The following is an 18,640-nucleotide window of genomic DNA, read 5'->3' as shown; positions in this document are numbered from 1 at the left end:
CCGGAGGCGCCCCGCGTGGCTAGGCGTGATAGAAGGTGTGCCGCTCGAACTTGGGCTCGCAGCAGACGTTGATGCCCAGCCGGCGGTACACCAGCTCGTCCGTGCTCGAGATGATGACCGAGAAGTACGCCGTGCAGCCCTTGAGCTGCCTGGTGGCGTCGATGACGCGCTGGGCCTCGGGGTTGGTGACGCTTGAGATGGAGAGCGCGATGAGCGTCTCGTCGCTGTGCAGGCGCGGGTTGACGCTCCTGAGGTGCTCCGTCTTGAGGCGCGAGATGGGCGCGAGCGCCGTGTCGGACACCACCCAGTGGTCCTTGTCCACACCCGCCGTCCGCTTGAGGGCGTTGAGCAGAAGCGACGAGGCGGCCCCCAACAGCTTGCTCGTGCGTCCCGTGACCACCGAGCCGTCGGGCAGGACGAGGGCGCCCGCAGGCCCTCCCGTGACCTCCTCCTTGAGCAGCGCCGCGGCGCGAGCGGGGGAGAGGCCCTCGTCAACGCCCACCTCCTTCATGAGGAGGCCGATCTTGGCGAGCTCCTCCCGGCCCTCGCCCGTGCGCGCGATCTTCTCGGCGCACCAGAACCATCTGCGCACGATCTCCTCGCGGGCCGCCCTCTGGCAGAGCTCGTCGTCGCTGATGCACAGCCCCACCATGTTGACGCCCATGTCGGTGGGCGAGAGATAGGGGCTCACGCCGCCGATGCGCTCCATCGTCGCCTTGAGCACGGGGAAGGTCTCGACGTCGCGGTTGTAGTTGACGACGATCTCGCCATGGGCCTCAAGGTGATAGGGGTCGATGATGTTGTTGTCGTCGAGGTCGGCGGTGGCGGCCTCGTAGGCGACGTTGACGGGGTGCTTGAGGGGGAGGTTCCATACGGGGAAGGTCTCGAACTTGGCGTAGCCCGCCTCCACCCCGCGCCGATGCTCGCCCCACAGCTGCGACAGGCACACCGCCAGCTTGCCCGAGCCGGGCCCTGGCCCCGTCACCACCACGAGGGGGCGCTCCGTCGGCACGAAGTCGTTGCGGCCGAAGCCGTCGTCCGAGACGATCAAGTTGATGTTGGAGGGGTAGCCCTCGATGGGATAGTGGCGATAGACCCGGATGCCCAGCTGCTCCAGGTGGCGCTGGTAGGCCTCGGCCTTGGGCTGGCCCGAGAAGCGCGTGATAACCACGCCGCCCACCGCCATCCCCATGCCGCGAAAGACGTCCATCAGTCGCAGCACGTCCTCGTCGTAGGTCACGCCGACGTCGCTGCGGCGCTTGCCCGACTCGATGTCCGAGGCGCAGATGGCAAAGACCACCTCGGCGTCGGGCGCGAGCTCGGAGAGCATGCGCGCCTTGGAGTCGGGCTGGAAGCCCGGCAGCACGCGGCTGGCGTGGTAGTCGTCAAAGAGCTTGCCCCCAAACTCAAGGTAGAGCTTGCCCCCAAACTGCCCTATGCGCTCGCGGATGCGCGAGGCCTGGGTGCGAATGTAGAGGTCGTTGTCAAAACCGGTGTCCATGGGCCCTCCGAGGCTGGTGATAGGGGGTCCTCGCCGCAGGCGGACGTGCCGTCGCGGCGGGGTCGCATCGGCACCTATGGTAAACTGAATCGGCCTGACGGGGAGAGGTGACTCGGCCCGGAAGGTCAAATGACATGTTCTGGCAAGGGGTATCTGACGAAGAGAGCCAGCTCGATTCGAAAGACGGCCATGTCGCACCAGCAGACGGCGCCACTCGTGGCGCGGGCCTCTTCGTCGGCGTGCCCCTACGGGCGAGGGGTGCGCATGCTCAGAATCGCGGTCTATGGCAAGGGCGGCATCGGCAAGTCCACCGTCACCAGCAACCTGGCGGCGGCGTTCGCGACGCTGGGCCGGCGCACCATCCAGATCGGCTGTGACCCCAAGGCGGACTCCACGATCAACCTCCTCGGGGGCAAGGCCCTGCGTCCCGTGATGGACTATCTGCGTGGCGAGGACGAGGAGCCCCCGTCCCTCGCGGACATATCGCGCGTGGGCTTCGGCGGGGTGCTCTGCATCGAGACGGGCGGGCCCACGCCGGGCCTGGGCTGCGCCGGCCGCGGCATCATCGCCACGTTCAACCTCCTCGAGGAGCTGCGGCTCTTTGAGACCTACGAGCCCGACGTGGTCCTCTTTGACGTTCTGGGCGACGTCGTCTGCGGCGGGTTTGCGGCCCCCATCCGCGAGGGCTACGCCCAGAAGGTCCTCATCGTGACCAGCGGCGAGAAGATGGCCCTCTACGCTGCCGGCAACATCAGCACCGCCGTGCGCAACTTCGAGGAGCGCGGCTACGCCCAGCTGGGCGGCATCATCCTCAACCGGCGCAACGTCCCGGACGAGGAGCGGAAGGTGAGGGACTTCGCCGTCTTGGCCGGCCTGGAGGTGGTAGGCGACATTCCCCGCTCCGACGACGTCAACCGCTTCGAGGACGAGGGCAAGACCGTCATCGAGGGCGACGCGAGCCTGCCCGTCTCCCGGGTCTTCATCGACCTGGCCCAAAGGCTCCTCGCCGACGACGCCCCGGCGCGTTCTCGCGAGGCGCTCCTATGAGCCTGCGACCGCGCGCCCGTGTCGCCTCGTACACGGCCGCGGAGCTCTGGCGGCGCGGCCCCGACGACATCCCCGCCGAGCTCGTCTCGTCCACGCATCTCATCTACAGCTCCCCGGCGGCCCTCGCCTTCAACTCGCCGGGCGCCGAGGGCTTTGGCGTCAAACGGGCCGGCCTCTCCGTTCCCGGCTCGGTTATGCTCGTCGTGGCGCCCGGCTGCTGCGGCCGCAACACCAGCTCCGTGTCGGAGCTGCCGGGCTATGAGCATCGCTTCTTCTACCTGCTCATGAGCGAGACGGACCTCATCACCGCCCGCCATCTGGCGCGCATACCCCGGGCGGTCAAGGCCGTCTGCGAAAGCCTGCCCGACCCGCCGTCCGTGGTCATGGTGTGCATCACCTGCGTGGACGCCCTTCTGGGCACGGACATGGAGCGCGTCTGCCGCGCGGCGGAGGACCTCGCCGGCGTTCGCGTGCGTCCCTGCTACATGTACGCGCTCACCCGCGAGGGCCGCCGGCCGCCCATGGTCAACGTGCGTCAGTCCATCTACTCGCTGCTGGAGCCCGCCCGCAGGGACCCGCGCTCCTGCAACCTCCTGGGTCACTTTGCGCCGGTGGAGCAGGACTCCGACCTCAAGGGACTCCTCGAGCGCGCCGGGGTGCGCCACGTGCGCGAGGTGGGCTCCTGCGCGACGTTCGAGGACTTTCGGGACATGGCCCGCGCCAACTTCAACCTGGTGCTCAACCCCGAGGCCGCGCCCGCGGCCCAGGACCTGAGCGAGCGGCTGGGCATCCCCTGGATCGAGCTCTCGCGCCTCTATCAGGTTGACCGCATCCACAGCCAGTACGAGGCGCTCGGGAGCGCCCTGGGCGTGCGCCTCGATCAGGCGCCCTGGCGCGAGAGGGCCCAAGACGCCGTGCGCGCGTTTGGGGCCCGCCACGCGCGCGAGGTCTTCGCGGTGGGCGAGTGCTGCAACGCCGACCCCTTCGAGCTGGCGCTCGCCCTCGTGCGCTACGGGTTTGGGGTGGCGGAGGTCTTTGGGACCCTCGCGCCCGAGCGCTTCAGCCATCTTGCCCGCCTGGCCGAGCTCTCCCCCCAGACGCGCGTCTACTCCAACCTCGAGCCCACGATGATCGGCTACGAGCCCGACGCCGCAGTCACGCTGACCGTCGGCCGCGACGCCGGTCACTATCATCCCGACCGCCCCAACCTGGCCTGGAACGACGACGTCCAGCCCTTTGGCTACACGGCGGTCATGGGCCTCTTTGCGTCCCTCGAGCGCGTGCTGTCGGGAAAGGCCGAGCGCCCCGGCGCCATCTCGCTGAGAGACGAGCGCGCGCAGGACCTTGCGGCCGGTCGGTCGTCCCGCCCGGGCCCGCGTCCGGTCAGGGCCGCGGGGCGGACTGTCCTGCGACAGCCCTCTCTTGAGGTCAAGGGGCTGCGCCGGGTGCTCACCCCCTTCGCGCCGGACCAGTCCGGCGCCGTCTCGGTGCTCTTCGGCCTGGGGGGCCTCTCGGTCATCGTCGACGCGGGCGGCTGCACCGGCAACGTCTGCGGCTTTGACGAGCCGCGCTGGTTTGCGGGCGCGGATGCCGTCTTCAGTGCCGGACTGCGCGACATGGACGCCATCATGGGCAGGGACGACCTGCTCGTGAAGAAGCTCGCCGCCGCCGCGGGCAAGATCGACGCTCGCTTTGTCGCCCTCGTGGGCACGCCCGTCCCGGCGGTCATAGGCACGGACCTCACCGCCCTGCGCCGCATGAGCGAGCGAGCCACGGGCCTGCCCGCCGTGGCCGTCGACGCCAACGGCATGCGCCTCTACGACGTGGGGGCCGAGCGCGCCTATTGCGAGCTCTTCCTGACCTTTGCCGACGGCATCCGCGCGGATCGCGGGGAGCGTCCCGCCAGGGAGCCCGGACGGCTGGGCGTCCTGGGCGCCACGCCCATGGACCTCTCGGACCCCGGCGCGGCACAGGCGCTCGCGGGGGCGCTCTGCGCGGCGGGCTGGCGGCGCGTGACCTGCTTTGGTATGGGCGCCTCGCTTGACGACGTCATGAGCGCGGGTGCCGCCGAGCGCAACCTGGTGGTGGCACCCTCGGGCCTCGCGGCGGCAAAGCTCCTCAAGGAGCGCTTCGGCACGCCCTATGACATTGGCTTTCCCCTGGTGAGCGCCCTCATTCCCCCCATCGGCTGGGAGGGGAGGCGCGTTCTGGTGGTGCATCAGCAGGTGGCCGCCGACGCCCTGCGCCGCGAGCTCTTGTCTCGCGGCTGCGCCGACGTGCGCTGCGCGAGCTTCTTCATGCGACCCGACGAGGTCACGCGACCTGGCGACGTCGCGCTGCGCGAGGAGGCGGACCTTCGCCGCGCGGTCGATGACATGGGCGCCGACGTGGTGCTCGCCGACGCCGTGCTCAGGCCCCTGCTCGACGGCTACGACGGCGACTTCTTCGACGAGACCCACTTTGCCCTGTCAGGGCACCTGACGCGGCTCGCGGCGGTGTCGGGGACATGAGCGAGAGGATGCTCACAGGCGCCGCGACGGAGGCGGGGCATGACGGCGCGCGGCCGGTGACCCACCGCCTGCGCGTCCACGGCATCGTCCAGGGCGTGGGCTTCAGGCCCACGGTGGACCGTCACGCCGCGACTGCGGGCGTCTGCGGCAGCGTCTGCAACAAGGGCCCCTACGTCGAGATCTACGCTCAGGGGACGGCCGACCAGGTGCGGGAGTTCGAGCGTCTCGTGCGCACGGAGCCGCCGCGACGCGCCGACATCGTCCGCCTGGAGTCCCAGGAGGTGCCCACCGCACAGGTCGGGCGCCTCGAGGGCTTCAGGATCGTCGTGAGCGAGAAGACCGCGGGCGAGGTCTTCGTCTCGCCCGACATCGCCATTTGCGACGACTGCAGGCGCGAGCTCTTTGACCCCACGAACCGTCGCTACCTGCACCCCTTCATCAACTGCACCTGCTGCGGACCGCGCCTGACCATCCTGGACGCGCTCCCGTACGACCGCGAGCGCACGAGCATGCGGGCGTTTTCCCTCTGTCCCGACTGCGCGCGCGAATACCATGACCCCGCCTCCCGCCGCTATGACGCCCAGCCGGTCTGCTGCAACGACTGCGGTCCTGCGGTCTACCTTCTGGACCGCGACGAGCGGGGCGCCGAGGCCATCACGGCCACGCGCCGCTGCCTGGCTGCGGGCGGCATCGTGGCCGTCAAGGGCATCGGGGGCTTCCATCTGTGCTGCGACGCCACGAACGAGGACGCGGTGAGCCGGCTGCGCCGGCGCAAGCGCCGGCCGAGCAAGCCCCTTGCCGTGATGATGGCCGACGAGGGGGTCGTGCGTCGCGAGTGCGAGCTCTCGGACGCCCAGCGCGAGGTCCTCGCGGGCCACCAGAGGCCCATCCTGCTGCTGCGGCGCCGCGCGGGCGGGCGGGTGGCGCCCTGCGTGGCGCCCCAGGCCCCCAGCCTGGGCGTCATGCTCCCGTACGCGCCCGTGCAGCTGCTGCTCTTTGCCTATGACGATGACGTCATGACGCCCGACGTCCTGGTCATGACCAGCGCGAACGTGTCGGGCGCCCCCATCTGCAAGGATGATGACGACGTCCGCGAGCAGCTGGGGGGCATCGCGGACCTCGTGCTCTCGCATGACCGGACGATACGCACGCGCGCCGACGACTCCGTCATGGACTGGTTTGAGGGGCGCCCCTACATGGTGCGGCGCTCGCGCGGCTACGCGCCGCTGCCCGTGGTGCTCTCGACGCCGTTTCGGCACGACGGGCGAACAGGGACGGACGAGGACACCTCCAACGTGCGCGTCCTCGCCGTGGGCGGCGAGCTCAAGAACACGTTCTGCGTCGGCACGGGCGGCCTCTTCTATCCCTCGTCCTATGTGGGCGACCTTGCCGACCTGCGCGCCGTGCACGCGCTCGAGGCGTCCGTGGGGCGGATGGAGGCGCTGCTTGAGGTGGCCCCCGAGGTCGTCGCCTGCGACCTGCATCCTCGCTACCACGCGACGAGCGTCGCACAGAGGATGGCCCGGGACGCGGGCGTCCCCCTCGTGCGGGTGCAGCATCACTTTGCGCACGTCGTCTCGTGCATGGCCGAGAACGACGTCACCGAGCCCGTCGTGGGCGTCTCGTTTGACGGCACGGGCTACGGCGAGGACGGCAGCGTCTGGGGCGGGGAGCTCATGGTCTGCGACTTCCATGGCTTTGAGCGCGTGGGGCGCATCGCGCCCTTCTGTCAGGCGGGGGGAGACGCCGCCGCGCTGGAGGGCTGGCGCGTCGCCGTGTCGCTGCTGGGGGGGCTTGCGGGCCTGGCGGACGATACGTCGGACGAGACGCTCTCGCTCGTCCGACGCCTGAGGCTCTGCTCGCCCCAGGAGGCGCGCGCGCAGCTGGCCATGACGCGCCGGCGCGTCAATGCCGTGACCTCGACCTCCGCGGGCAGGCTCTTTGACGCCGTGAGCGCCCTTCTGGGCGTCAGCCGCACGTCGAGCTTCGAGGGGGAGTCCGCCGTGCTGCTCCAGCACCGCGCCGAGCGCTGGGCAGCCGACCAAGGCTCGCCCGTCTCTGCCGTCGGACTGCCGATGCCGGGCGCGCCCGCCGCCTGGGCGCTCGGCGACGAGGGGCTCATGACGCTTCCCACCGACCGCCTCGTGGGCTGGCTCGTCGCACGCCGACTGGCGGGAGACGACGCGGGGCGCCTGGCCTACGCCTTCCACGTGGGCCTCGCGCGGCAGGTGGCTGGGGCGGCGCGGTGGGTCGCCCGACGGCGCAAGCTCACCACCGTGGCCCTGAGCGGGGGGTGCTTTCAAAACACGCTCCTGCTGGCCCTGGTAAAGGACGACCTTGAGGCGGCGGGCCTGCGAGTGCTCACCCATCGCCTCATACCGCCCAACGACGGCGGCATCTGCCTGGGGCAGGCGGTGGTCGCGGCCCAGGCGCTGCAGGACGGGCGGTCGTTTTTTGACACGTCCTTCTAGGCGGGAAACGGCAAACGCAGGTAGCGCCGACGTGCGTGCGCGGCGCCGGATGAGAAGGGACCAAGACATGTGCGTAGGACTGCCCGCACGGGTGATCAGGGTTTCTGCGGCAGGCACCGCCCTCGTCGAGGCGACGGGCGCCCGCCGCGAGGTGTCCGCCCAGCTTCTTGAGGGGCTCGAGCCGGGTGAGTACGTGATGGTGCACGCCGGCTCCGCCATCGCCCGCATCACGGACGATGACGACGCGGAGACCGGCGACCTCGAGAGGGAGCTGTTGTGAGCGGCACGTCGGCGGCCGGATCTGTCGCTCGCGCGGCTTTGGAGGGCTATGACGGGCCACGCGTGCGCATCATGGAGGTCTGCGGAACGCACACCCACGAGATCTTTCGGCAGGGCATCCGCCGCCTGCTTCCCGCCCAGGTGGAGCTCATCTCGGGTCCGGGATGCCCCGTCTGCGTGACGCCGGTCGGCTTCATAGACGAGGCGCTCTTCCTGGCCCTTGAGCGCGGCTGCACGATCGCCACCTTCGGGGACCTCGTGCGCGTGCCCGGCAGCAGGCTGTCTCTGGCGGACGCCCGGGCGAGAGGCGCGCGCGTGCGGGTGGTCTGGTCGCCCCAGGACGCGCAGGCCTACGCCGCCGCGCACCCCAAGGAGGAGGTCGTCTTCCTCTCCGTGGGCTTCGAGACCACCACGCCCTCGTGCTGCCTCGCCGTTCGTCAGGCCAAGGAGCAGGACGTCTGCAACTTCTCGCTGCTCACGGCCAACAAGACCATGCCTGGGGCCTATGAGGCCATGCGGGGGTCCACGGACCTCTTCTTGTATCCCGGCCACGTCCACGCCGTCACGGGCACCGCGGTCTGCGAGGATTTGGCCCGCGCGGGCGTGAGCGGCGTGGTCGCCGGCTTCACGGCGCGCGAGCTCGTCACGGCGCTCGCCGTGGGCGTCACCAGGTTCGCCGAGGGGGAGCCGTTCTTCGTCAACTGCTACCCGCGCGTGGTGCGGCCCGAGGGGTCGCCCGCGGCCCGTCGCATCGTGGACGAGATGATGGAGCCCTGCGACGCCCGCTGGCGGGGCATCGGCACCATCGAGGGGTCGGGCCTGCGCCTGCGCGAGCGCCATGCGGCCTGGGACGCCCGCGTCAAGTTTGACGTCGCCCCCTCGGAGGGCCGCGAGAACCCGGCCTGCCGCTGCGGCGAGGTACTGCAGGGACGCTGCGCCCCCGGCGCGTGCCCCGTCTTTGGCCGCGCCTGCACGCCGGAGCACCCCGTGGGCGCCTGCATGGTCTCAAGCGAGGGCGCCTGCTCGGCCTATTACCTCTACGGCGCCGACGTTCCCAGGGCAGCTCGCGACCTGCCCGCGCATGCTCACGCCCCCGAGGGCGACGAGGAAGGATAGCTCATGAATGACGTTGTGACCTTGGCCCAGGGCGCGGGCGGCAAGCAGACCTCCGAGCTCATCGAGCGCGTCTTCAAGGCGCACCTGGCCAACCCGCTTCTCACGGAGGACGACGCCGCCGTCGTGGACGTGCCGGCCGGCCGCCTGGCGCTCTCCACCGACGGCTTCATCGTGTCGCCGGCGTTCTTCCCGGGCGGCGACGTGGGCAAGCTCGCCGTCTGCGGCACCGTCAACGACGTGGCCTGCATGGGCGCCACGCCGCTGTATCTGACCTGCGCCTTCCAGATCGAGGAGGGCTATCCGCTGGCCCAACTCGAGACGATCGTGGCCTCCATGGCCGCCGCCGCGCGGGAGGCGGGCGTGAGCGTGGTCGCCGGCGACACCAAGGTGGCGGGCCGGGGCCAGGTCGACGGCGTGTTCATCACCACGACGGGCGTGGGCGTCCTGGGAAGGGGCGCGCGTCCCCGCGGCGGGGCGGCGAGGCCGGGCGACGCCGTCATCGTGACGGGCGACGTGGGGCGCCATGGCTGTGCCATCCTGCTCTCGCGCGACGACTTTGGCATCGAGGCGGACGTGACGAGCGACTGCGCCCCGCTTGCCGCCGCCATCCGCTCGGCCCTTGACGCCTGCGACGACATCCACACCATCCGCGACGCCACGCGCGGCGGCGTGGGGACGGTGCTCTACGAGATCGCGCACCAGAGCGGCGTGGGCGTGCGCCTGGACGCCACCAAGGTCCCGGTGGCGCCCGAGGTGGCCGGCGTGTGCGGCATGCTGGGCCTCGAGCCGCTCTACCTTGCCTGCGAGGGACGCCTGGTGGTGGTGTGCCCGCCGGACGCCGTGGACGCGGTCCTTGCCGCCCTGCGCGCGAGCACGCACGCCGAGGGGTCCTGCGTCATCGGCAGCGTCACGCGAGAGGACCCCGGCCTCGTGGTCATGCAGACCGAGATAGGCACGCAGACCATCCTGCCGGAGCCCGGCAACGAGCTGCTGCCCCGCATCTGCTAGGGAGGTGCGCCATGCTCAGACGGCTGCGTCCCTCCTTGGCCCCTGAGGCGGGCGACCAAAGGACGCCCGCGTGGGTGCGGGCGGCCGACGCGTCCTTTCCCCGTCCCGTTCCCAACGTGCTGGAGTTCAACGCGCCCGTGCACGAGAACTGGAACATCGTCCACACGGGCATGCTCATGCCCGAGTGTCATCAGATCTACGTGTGCGCGGACAACTGCCTCAGGGGCGTCGTGCTCACGGCGGCCGAGATGGGGGCGTCAGAGCGCCTCTCGTCCGTCGTCATCGAGGAGGCGGACCTGCTGCGGGACAACCTCGAGTCCGTCACGATCGAGGGCGTGAGCGACGTGCTGCGTAAGCTCACCTACCACCCTCGTGCCGTGATGGTGTTTCTGGTGTGTCTGCACCACTTTGTGGGGACCGACGTGCGCTACGTGTACGCGGAGCTAGAGCGGCGCTTTCCGCGCGTGCGCTTCCTGCGCTGCTGGATGGACCCCATCATGCAGAAGACGGGCATCACGCCCGAGCAGCGGCAGCGCCGTGCCATGGCCGAGCTCCTTGACCCTGTGCCTCAAGACGAGAACCTGGTGGGGGTGCTCTCTGACGACCTGCGCCTGCCCGATGACTCCGACCTGGCCCGCCTCGTGCGCTCCTCGGGCCGCAGGCTCATGCAGCTCCATGACTGCGCGCGCCTTGACGACTATCTGTCGCTGGGGGCCAGCTCGCTTCTGGTGACGAGGACGGCCGTGGCCGCGTGGGGCCTTGCCAAGGTGGCGCGCCGGCTGGAAAGGCCGTACCTGTACCTGCCCCCCGCGCTGGACTACGAGGCCATCGACGCCTCCCTGGGGCGTCTGGCCCAGGCGCTGGGCGTCCCGACGCCGAATACGCGCGAGCAGCGCCGCGCCTGCGACGCCGCCCTGGACGCTCTCGCACGCCGGCTTGCGGGCGTGCCCGTGGCGATCGACGCCCTGGCGGTCAACCACCCGCTCGAGCTCGCGCGCCTGCTGCTGGAGCATGGGTTGGACGTGCGTCGCGTGTATCTGGACGTTGTGAGCGACGAGGAGCGCGGCGCCCTGGCGTGGCTTCGCTCCCAGGCCCCTGACCTTGAGCTTTGGAGCACCGTTCACCCCACGCTGCGCCAGCGGCCCCGCACCGACGGGGATGGCTGGCTTGCCGTCGGCCCCAAGGCGGCCTGGTTCGTGGGGACCTCGCACGTGGTCAACGTCATCGAGACGGACGGCCACTGGGGCTATGAGGCCATCCTGCACCTTGTCGGGCTCATGGAGAGGGCCTGGGCAGCCAGCGTCGACGTTCGCTCGCTCGTGCCGCGCAAGGGGCTGGGACTGCCGTGCGCCTGTCAGATGCCGTGGTAGGGAGGGAGACATGAGACAGTCACAGCGCATCCTGCCCGTCTACGCAGGCGACGTCTCGGGCGCCTGCTCGGCCCTCTTCGAGCTGGGCGGCATGGTGGTCATCCACGACCCCTCGGGCTGTAACTCCACGTACAACACCCATGACGAGCTGCGCTGGTATGACCAGGACAGCCTCGTCTTCGTCTCGGGCCTGCGCCACGCGGACGCCCTCATGGGCAACGACGAGCGGCTCGTCGCCGACGTGGTCGAGGCCGTGGGACAGACGCGACCGCGCTTCGTGGTCCTGGCGGGCTCGCCCGTGCCCTTCCAGGTGGGGACGGACTTTGCGGCGCTGGCGCGGCTGGTGGAGGCCCGCACGGGCGTCGTCTGCCGTCACGTGCCCACGAACGGCATGCATGACTACGTGCGCGGGGCGGGCCTGGCCTTTGCGCTTCTCGCGCGCGCGTTCGTGACCGCCGCGCGCGAGGGAACCCGTGCCGCGCGCCCGCCGCGCGCCCGCGTCAACGTGCTGGGGATGACGCCCCTCGACTTCGCGGCTCCCACGTCGAGGGAGAGCCTCGTGGGCTGGCTGGAGGGCGAGGGCTTTGCGCTCACGTCACTCTGGTCGCTTGGCTGCACGCTGGATGACGTCATGCGCGCCTCCCAGGCGGACGTGAACCTGGTGGTGTCGGCCTGCGGCCTTGACGCCGCCCGCGAGCTTGAGCGCAGGCTGGGGCAGCCCTATGTGGTGGGGCTGCCCGTGAGGGGCTTTGGGCCCGCGCTCGCCCGGGCGCTCGATCGCGCCCGTGACGAGCGCAGGAGCCGTAATGCCTATCTTGAGCTGCGTCTTGTGCAGAGCCGTGACAAAGACCTGCTCAAGGGGGGCATCGAGGCACCTCGCACTCCGGCTTCCGCCGCGCTCGCCCTGGTGGGCGAGCCCGTCGCGATGGGATCCATGGCGGCGGCGCTGGGGGGCAGGGACGTGACGGCGCGTCTCGTGAGCCCCGTCGAGGACGCGCGCCGCCTTGTGGACCCGCGGCTGGGCGACGTCTGCGTCAGGGGCGAGGAGGGCGTCGCACGCGCCCTTCGGGAGGCGGCAATCGTCGTGGGCGACCCGTTTTTCTCCCACGTCTGCGCGCGCGACCAGCGCCTCTGCCGCCTGCCGCACCTGGCGCTCTCGGGCCGACAGTGGCTGCGCGAGATACCCGACCTCATGAGCGTCGACCCCATGGCGCTCGTCGGCGACGCCATGCGAAAGGGGGCGTGACGACATGGGACTCAATGACGCCCCATCTGCCGAGCGGGTTCACATCGGCTTCTTCGGGCGCAGGAACGCCGGCAAGTCGAGTCTGGTCAACGCCGTGACGGGCCAGGATTTGTCCGTGGTCTCCCCAAAGCTTGGCACCACCACCGACCCCGTGCGCAAGTCCATGGAGATCCTGCCGCTGGGACCGGTCGTCATCATCGACACGCCGGGCTTTGACGACGAGGGTCCCTTGGGCGAGAGGCGCGTGCGCGCGGCCCGTCGTATCCTGGACCAGACGGACGTGGCGGTGCTCGTGGTGGACGCCACCGCGGGCATGGGCGCCTGCGAGCGCCAGCTTCAGGAGCTCTTCCGCTCGCATGACGTGCCCTACCTCGTCGCGCTCACCAAGCGAGACCTCCTGCCACGCGTGCCCGCCGATGACGACGCGAGGGTGTACGTGAGCGGCCTCACGGGGGAGGGCGTGGGCGCGCTGAGGGAGCGCATCGCACGTCTCGGCTCCACCGGCGCCCGGGAGCGGCCCCTCGTGCGCGACCTCATAGCCCCGGGCGACCTCGTGGTGCTCGTGATCCCCCTTGACAAGGCCGCGCCCAAGGGTCGCCTCATCCTGCCCGAGCAGATGACGATACGGGACGTGCTCGAAGCCGGCGCCGTGTCGATGGTGGTGCGTGACAGCGAGCTGGCCGTGGTGCTGGGGCGCATGCCGCCCCACGCGCGCCCTGCCCTGGTCATCACCGACAGTCAGGCGTTTTCTCAGGTGGCGGCCATCGTCCCCGCGGACGTGCCCCTCACGTCCTTCTCCATCCTCATGGCCCGTCGCAAGGGGCTGCTGGCCGGTGCCGTCCGGGGCGTCGCCGCCATCGACCGACTGCGCGACGGCGATCGCGTGCTCGTCGCCGAGGGATGCACGCACCATCGGCAGTGCGGCGACATAGGCACGGTGAAGATTCCCGCCTGGCTCCGGGAGCGCACGGGCAAGAGGCTCATGGTGGACGCCACGGCCGGCCACGGCTTTCCTGACGACCTCACGCCCTACCGCCTCGTCCTGCACTGCGGTGGCTGCATGCTCAACGGGCGCGAGCTGGCGCGGCGCGCGGCCGCCTGTGCCGCGCAGGGGGTGCCCCTGACCAACTACGGCACGGCCATCGCGCACATGAAGGGCATCCTCGCCAGGAGCCTCTCGCTCTTTCCCGACCTCGTGCGCCTGCTGGAGGCGGACGGTCGAGAGCCTGACGGTCCGAAGCCTGGCGGGCGAGGGGATGGCACCATCGTGAGGGGACGCCCATGACCGCGAACGAGCGACGCATAGCCCAGCTGCGGGAACGGGGGACCCTGGACGCCGCCGCGCTGGCGGAGCTTCTCGCCTCTCTCACGTCCTCAGAGGAGGAGCTCCTCTATGCCCAGGCGCGCGCCGTGCGCGAGGCGGTCTACGGCAAGGACGTGTATCTGCGCGGTCTGGTGGAGTTCACCAGCTACTGCCGCAACGACTGCCTCTACTGCGGCCTCAGGCGCAGCAACGGCCGCGCCCAGCGCTATCGTCTGAGCAGCGAGCGTATCCTCGCCTGCTGCGACACGGGATATGACCTTGGATTCAGGACCTTCGTGCTCCAGGGTGGGGAGGACGCGGCCTTTGGGGACGAGCTCGTGTGCGACCTCGTCCGCTCCATACGCGCCGCGCACCCCGACTGCGCCGTGACCCTGTCCATAGGCGAGCGCCCGCGCTCGAGCTACGAGGCCTTCTTTGACGCCGGCGCCGACCGCTACCTGCTGCGGCAGGAGACGTCCAACCCCGCCCACTACGCCCTGCTGCATCCGAGCGAGCTGTCTGTCGAGGGGCGCAAGCGCTGCCTGAGGGACCTCAAGGACATAGGATATCAGGTGGGGTGCGGCATCATGGTGGGGTCGCCGTGGCAGACCTGGGACCATGTGGTGGAGGACCTGCTGTGGATGCGGGACTTCCAGCCGCACATGGTGGGGATAGGCCCCTTCATCCCGCACGCCGACACGCCCTTCGCGCACAAGAGGGCCGGGACCCTCGCCGACACGCTCCATCTTCTGGCCGTGATTCGGCTCATGCTGCCCGAGGTGCTCCTGCCCGCCACGACGGCGCTGGGCACCATCGATCCCCGTGGACGCGAGCTGGGCATGCTCGCCGGCGCCAACGTGGTCATGCCCAACCTCTCGCCCCGGGACGTCCGCGGCAAGTACCTGCTCTACGACGGCAAGATCTGCACGGGCGACGAGGCGGCGGAGTGCTGTCGCTGCATGGCGCGACGCATGGAGAGCGTGGGCTATCAGGTGGTGGTGAGCCGCGGCGACCATGCCCGGTGGGCGTCGGGCGAACGAGGCGCGGCGCAGCGTCAGGGCGAGTCGCCACGCCGCGTGCCCATGACGCCTGCGGGCTCCGACAAAAGCCGCTGTCCCAGGCTGGAAGGCCTACACTTAAACGACTAGGCTGAGTCTGCGAAGGGGGTCATGCATGTCTGCGGGCGAGCTTCCCTACGATGACGCGGACGCCGCGTCCATCCTGAGATATGCCCAGCGTCTTCCGGGCACGACCTTGAGGATGCACGTCGATGCGGAGACCATCGTGCCACCTGTGTCACGTCGCGGCTCGCTGGGCAACTTCGTAGAGGAGAAGTACTTCCTCTATGCGCCCAACAGCGACCCTCGTCCCGACTTTCCGAAGGTGGGAATCGAGCTAAAAACGACCCCCATGAAGCGCTTGAAGGACCAGTCCCTATCCGCCAAGGAACGGCTCGTCATCTCGATGATTGATTACCACTCGGTCGTCAACGAGGACTTTGAGCATAGCCACTTTCTTGACAAGGCCCGCAACATACTTCTCCTTGCCTATCTCTACGAGAAGGAGAAGGACCCACTTGACTTTGAGTTCGTACTTGCTGACCTATGGGGCATCCCGGAAGATGACCTACCTCAGATCAAGCGTGATTGGGAGACAGTGGTCGGCAAGGTGAGGGAAGGACGAGCCGAGGACATCTCTGGCTCCGACACGTTGTACCTTGAGGCCTGTACTAAGGCGACGAACTCAAGGAAGAGGACGACCCAGCCCTTCTCGGCGATTCCCGCCAAGCCCCGTGCGTGGGCTCTCAAGGCCTCGTACATGACAGCTGTGGAAAATGCTCTGCTTAGCCGCAGACAGCGGATTAAGCGCGTTGCGGGCGAGGCTCAGATTGATTTGCTTCAGGTGGTTCGTGCGCGATTCCAGCCGTACTTCGGCATGACGGAGGACGCCCTTTTCAGACATTTTGGCCTGTGCGAGAAACGCGGCCACAAGGCAAAGAACGCCTGCGCGCTTGTTACTAAGAGAATCCTGGGCATTGACGATGACGCAAAGATCGAGGAGTTTGAGAAGGCAGGCATCAAGCCCAAGACGATGCGCGTCAAGACGACTGGCGTTCCCAAGGAGGACGTCTCGTTTCCGGCATTTGACTATGGCGAGCTCGAGGCGACCAATTTTGAGAGCTCGGAGTTCTACCAGCAGCTTCAGCAGCGATACTTGTTTGTGATGTACCGGCAGACCAGTCGGGCGAGCGAGACGTACGTCTTGTCCGACGTCGCCTTCTGGCAGATGCCCGACGATGATCTTGATGAGGCGCGACGTTGCTACGAGCACATGAGGGACAACGTCAGGAGGGGAAGGGCGGAGGATTCGGTGCACTCCAGCGAGAATCGTTGCTGCCATGTACGTCCGCATGGGCGTAGGGCCTCTGATGTGGTGCCACAGCCGCACGGAAGGCCCGTGACAAAGAAAAGCTTCTGGCTCAACAAGAAGTACCTTGCGGAAGAGCTGAAAAAACTCTAGGCGGTTGTGCCAAGGTGAGCAAATGCCATTCTTGTCGACGTGATTGGCTAAGATGAAGGAACGTAGGCGTCCACAGCAGCGAATGGAGAAACGTGGACAAACGGATTACCGTCGCCGAGCTCTTTGCGGGAGTCGGCGGCTTTCGACTTGGTCTTGAAGGCCTTCGGGCGGAGGGTCATCCCTCGTGGAACCTTCCATCCGCAGGGCCCTTCGAGACGATTTGGGCAAATCAATGGGAGCCTGGAAGCGACGCCCGCCAGTTTGCGGCGCGCTGCTATGCTCGACGCTTTGGGACGGGGGAGCTTGTCAACAGAGACATCCATCTTGTCATGAACGAGGCGGAGGCGGGAGCGCTGGACATTCCGGCCGTTGACATGGTGGTTGGCGGCTTTCCGTGCCAAGATTATTCGGTGGCTCGCTCGCTGTCTCAGGCAGGCGGTATCGAAGGCAAGAAGGGCGTACTTTGGTGGGATATTTTTAGGTTCCTCAAATACCAGATTGCGCTCGATACGGCAAACGCGCGATGGTGCCTTTTTGAGAACGTCGATCGATTGCTTAAGAGCCCCGCCTCTCGACGGGGGAGAGATTTCGCCATCATTCTCAGCTGTCTGGCATCGCTGGGATATGCCGTGGAATGGCGCGTAGTCAACAGTGCCGCCTATGGGTTCTCTCAGCGCAGGAAACGCGTCTATATCTTTGCGGAACGTGCCGCACCCAGTTGGGACATTGACGCCCGCCTGCGAGACGGAGTCATGCAGGGGGCGTTTCCCATGTCCATCGACGGCGGGCCTCGGCCTGTGACGATACCACCCGACCCCTTTGAGGCGACGAGACACTTCAATGAGGCGAGGACTCCCTCCAGCCCATTTCTTGAAGCAGGGGTCATGGTTGGAGACACGGCCCTTACCTGCCATGCCCGCGAGAGCTATGACGGAGTCAGGGGAAGCTTGGGGGACGTCCTTGTCCCGGAGACTGAGGTCCCCGCATCGTACGTCATCCCTTCTGAGCAGCTTCCGCGCTGGGAATACCTCAAAGGCGCAAAACGAGTTCCGCGCAAGAACAAGCTGACGGGCCATGAGTATGTGTACTCGGAGGGTGCTATGGCGTTTCCCGACTTGCTGGAAAATCCCAGCAGGACGATTCTGACGGGAGAGGGGGGTACGAGTCCCTCTCGCTTCAAGCATGTGGTAAAGGTCAACGGGCGGTACCGGCGTCTTGTGCCTGACGAACTTGACCGGCTTCAGGGCTTTCCAAAGGGTTGGACTGCGACGGGCATGACGGACGGACAGAGGGCCTTCTGCATGGGAAATGCCCTGGTGGTTGGCATTCCCAATCGTATAGGGAAAGCCATCGTGGACGTGGCCGACGAGGGGCGACGTGCGCATGAAGCTGGCCGAGAGGATGCATGATGGCGTGTGAGGAAGCAGGATATCCTGTGCCGCACATCGACCTTACCACCGCTCGCGGCCTCGCGGACGCCGTCTGGGGCGAGGCGGTGGGAGACGCGCTCGGCGTTCCCTTTGAGGGGCTTGCGCGTGACAGCTTTACCTGCACGGACATGGTGGGCAAAGGCAGGCATCAACGGCCGGCGGGCACCTGGTCCGACGACACCGCCATGACGATCGCCACCTGCGACTCCATCAAGACCTGCGGAAGGGTCGATACCTATGACCTGCGCCTGCGCTTTGAGTCGTGGATGCTCACGGGCGCCTACACCGTGGACGGCTGCTTCTCGGTAGGCAGGACCACCCGCGCGGCGCTGACGTCCGGCCACGGGCTTAGGGGCGAATGGGACAACGGCAACGGGTCCCTCATGCGCATCTGCCCTCTCGCCTTCTGCGACGCCAGCGACGACGACGTGCGCGACGTGAGCGGCATCACGCACGCGCATCACGTGAGCTACGAGACCTGCGTCGACTTTGTCCACCTGCTGCGCGAGGCGGCCAGGGATTCGGTGGCGCTCTGGGAGCGCCTGGCGCTTGAGCAGGGCGGGCGTCCGCGCCGCCGCGTGCGCTCCACGGGCTTTGTGCGCGACACCTTTGACGCGGCGCTCTGGAGCGTCGGCACCACGAGAAGCTACCGGGAGTGCGTTCTTGCCGCCGTGAACCTGGGCGGCGACAGCGACAGCACCGCCGCCGTCGCCGGCGCGCTCGCGGGCGTGATCTATGGCGCCGCCACGATTCCCGCCGCTTGGATGGATCGCCTGAGGGGCAAGGGGACCATCGAGGAATGCCTGTTCTGACGCGCCCGGGGTGGCCGTCGCGGCCTT

At 68.6% G+C, this 18,640-nt stretch carries 14 protein-coding genes; 13 read left to right on the top strand and 1 reads right to left on the bottom strand.

Features of this window, described 5'->3' with window-relative positions:
- Positions 1 to 19 precede the first annotated feature (19 nt).
- Entirely contained in the window at positions 20 to 1,501 is a 1,482-nt protein-coding gene (locus BN3001_RS00745; protein ID WP_058269926.1) for a DUF1846 domain-containing protein, read from the bottom strand.
- A gap of 264 nt (positions 1,502 to 1,765) precedes the next feature.
- Here BN3001_RS00745 and BN3001_RS00740 point away from each other — a divergent pair, with 264 nt between their 5' ends.
- From BN3001_RS00740 to BN3001_RS00680, 13 genes are all read left to right on the top strand, one after another.
- Entirely contained in the window at positions 1,766 to 2,548 is a 783-nt protein-coding gene (locus BN3001_RS00740; RefSeq protein WP_058269925.1) for a nucleotide-binding protein, read from the top strand.
- Positions 2,545 to 5,058, top strand: coding sequence for a nitrogenase component 1 (locus BN3001_RS08425; RefSeq protein ID WP_197407428.1), 2,514 nt, complete (start codon positions 2,545 to 2,547; stop codon positions 5,056 to 5,058). The genes BN3001_RS00740 and BN3001_RS08425 overlap by 4 nt, the downstream gene beginning before the upstream one ends.
- Complete coding sequence (gene hypF, locus BN3001_RS00730; RefSeq protein ID WP_197407427.1) at positions 5,055 to 7,529, top strand: carbamoyltransferase HypF; 2,475 nt, start codon at positions 5,055 to 5,057, stop codon at positions 7,527 to 7,529. The genes BN3001_RS08425 and hypF overlap by 4 nt, the downstream gene beginning before the upstream one ends.
- A gap of 67 nt (positions 7,530 to 7,596) precedes the next feature.
- Positions 7,597 to 7,809, top strand: coding sequence for a HypC/HybG/HupF family hydrogenase formation chaperone (locus BN3001_RS00725; RefSeq protein ID WP_058269923.1), 213 nt, complete (start codon positions 7,597 to 7,599; stop codon positions 7,807 to 7,809).
- Entirely contained in the window at positions 7,806 to 8,924 is a 1,119-nt protein-coding gene (hypD, locus tag BN3001_RS00720; RefSeq protein WP_197407426.1) for a hydrogenase formation protein HypD, read from the top strand. The genes BN3001_RS00725 and hypD overlap by 4 nt, the downstream gene beginning before the upstream one ends.
- Before the next feature lie 3 nt (positions 8,925 to 8,927).
- Positions 8,928 to 9,932, top strand: a complete 1,005-nt coding sequence (hypE, locus tag BN3001_RS00715; RefSeq protein ID WP_058269922.1) for a hydrogenase expression/formation protein HypE — start codon at positions 8,928 to 8,930, stop codon at positions 9,930 to 9,932.
- A gap of 11 nt (positions 9,933 to 9,943) precedes the next feature.
- Positions 9,944 to 11,302, top strand: a complete 1,359-nt coding sequence (locus BN3001_RS00710; RefSeq protein WP_058269921.1) for a nitrogenase component 1 — start codon at positions 9,944 to 9,946, stop codon at positions 11,300 to 11,302.
- Positions 11,303 to 11,312: 10 nt separating this feature from the next.
- The gene (locus BN3001_RS00705; protein ID WP_058269920.1) at positions 11,313 to 12,548 is read left to right on the top strand and encodes a nitrogenase component 1; all 1,236 of its coding nucleotides are present in this window, start codon (positions 11,313 to 11,315) and stop codon (positions 12,546 to 12,548) included.
- Between the two features lie 4 nt (positions 12,549 to 12,552).
- Positions 12,553 to 13,833 (top strand): [FeFe] hydrogenase H-cluster maturation GTPase HydF, encoded by a 1,281-nt coding sequence (gene hydF, locus BN3001_RS00700; protein WP_082629862.1) that lies wholly within the window; start codon positions 12,553 to 12,555, stop codon positions 13,831 to 13,833.
- Positions 13,830 to 14,999, top strand: a complete 1,170-nt coding sequence (gene hydE / locus BN3001_RS00695) for a [FeFe] hydrogenase H-cluster radical SAM maturase HydE (protein WP_082629861.1) — start codon at positions 13,830 to 13,832, stop codon at positions 14,997 to 14,999. Before hydF ends, hydE begins: the two co-directional genes overlap by 4 nt.
- Before the next feature lie 25 nt (positions 15,000 to 15,024).
- The gene (locus BN3001_RS00690) at positions 15,025 to 16,371 is read left to right on the top strand and encodes a Sau3AI family type II restriction endonuclease (RefSeq protein ID WP_058269919.1); all 1,347 of its coding nucleotides are present in this window, start codon (positions 15,025 to 15,027) and stop codon (positions 16,369 to 16,371) included.
- Positions 16,372 to 16,463: 92 nt separating this feature from the next.
- Positions 16,464 to 17,780, top strand: a complete 1,317-nt coding sequence (dcm, locus tag BN3001_RS00685; protein WP_058269918.1) for a DNA (cytosine-5-)-methyltransferase — start codon at positions 16,464 to 16,466, stop codon at positions 17,778 to 17,780.
- On the top strand, positions 17,780 to 18,613 hold the full coding sequence (locus tag BN3001_RS00680) for an ADP-ribosylglycohydrolase family protein (protein WP_058269917.1): 834 nt from the start codon (positions 17,780 to 17,782) through the stop codon (positions 18,611 to 18,613). Before dcm ends, BN3001_RS00680 begins: the two co-directional genes overlap by 1 nt.
- The last annotated feature ends 27 nt before the right edge of the window (positions 18,614 to 18,640 follow it).

The sequence above is a fragment of the Olsenella massiliensis genome, from assembly GCF_001457795.1.
Taxonomy (GTDB): domain Bacteria; phylum Actinomycetota; class Coriobacteriia; order Coriobacteriales; family Atopobiaceae; genus Olsenella_F; species Olsenella_F massiliensis.
The sequence above is the reverse complement of the archived record's forward strand: the minus strand, read 5'-3'. Positions and strand labels throughout refer to the sequence as shown.

Coding starts and splice junctions, on each gene's coding strand:
- hydE (WP_082629861.1), top strand. CDS start 13,830: ATGACCGCGAACGAGCGACGCATAGCCCAGCTGCGGGAACGGGGGACC.
- BN3001_RS00710 (WP_058269921.1), top strand. CDS start 9,944: ATGCTCAGACGGCTGCGTCCCTCCTTGGCCCCTGAGGCGGGCGACCAA.
- BN3001_RS00725 (WP_058269923.1), top strand. CDS start 7,597: ATGTGCGTAGGACTGCCCGCACGGGTGATCAGGGTTTCTGCGGCAGGC.
- BN3001_RS00740 (WP_058269925.1), top strand. CDS start 1,766: ATGCTCAGAATCGCGGTCTATGGCAAGGGCGGCATCGGCAAGTCCACC.
- BN3001_RS00690 (WP_058269919.1), top strand. CDS start 15,025: ATGTCTGCGGGCGAGCTTCCCTACGATGACGCGGACGCCGCGTCCATC.
- hypE (WP_058269922.1), top strand. CDS start 8,928: ATGAATGACGTTGTGACCTTGGCCCAGGGCGCGGGCGGCAAGCAGACC.
- hypF (WP_197407427.1), top strand. CDS start 5,055: ATGAGCGAGAGGATGCTCACAGGCGCCGCGACGGAGGCGGGGCATGAC.
- BN3001_RS00705 (WP_058269920.1), top strand. CDS start 11,313: ATGAGACAGTCACAGCGCATCCTGCCCGTCTACGCAGGCGACGTCTCG.
- BN3001_RS00745 (WP_058269926.1), bottom strand. CDS start 1,501: ATGGACACCGGTTTTGACAACGACCTCTACATTCGCACCCAGGCCTCG.
- hydF (WP_082629862.1), top strand. CDS start 12,553: ATGGGACTCAATGACGCCCCATCTGCCGAGCGGGTTCACATCGGCTTC.
- BN3001_RS00680 (WP_058269917.1), top strand. CDS start 17,780: ATGGCGTGTGAGGAAGCAGGATATCCTGTGCCGCACATCGACCTTACC.
- BN3001_RS08425 (WP_197407428.1), top strand. CDS start 2,545: ATGAGCCTGCGACCGCGCGCCCGTGTCGCCTCGTACACGGCCGCGGAG.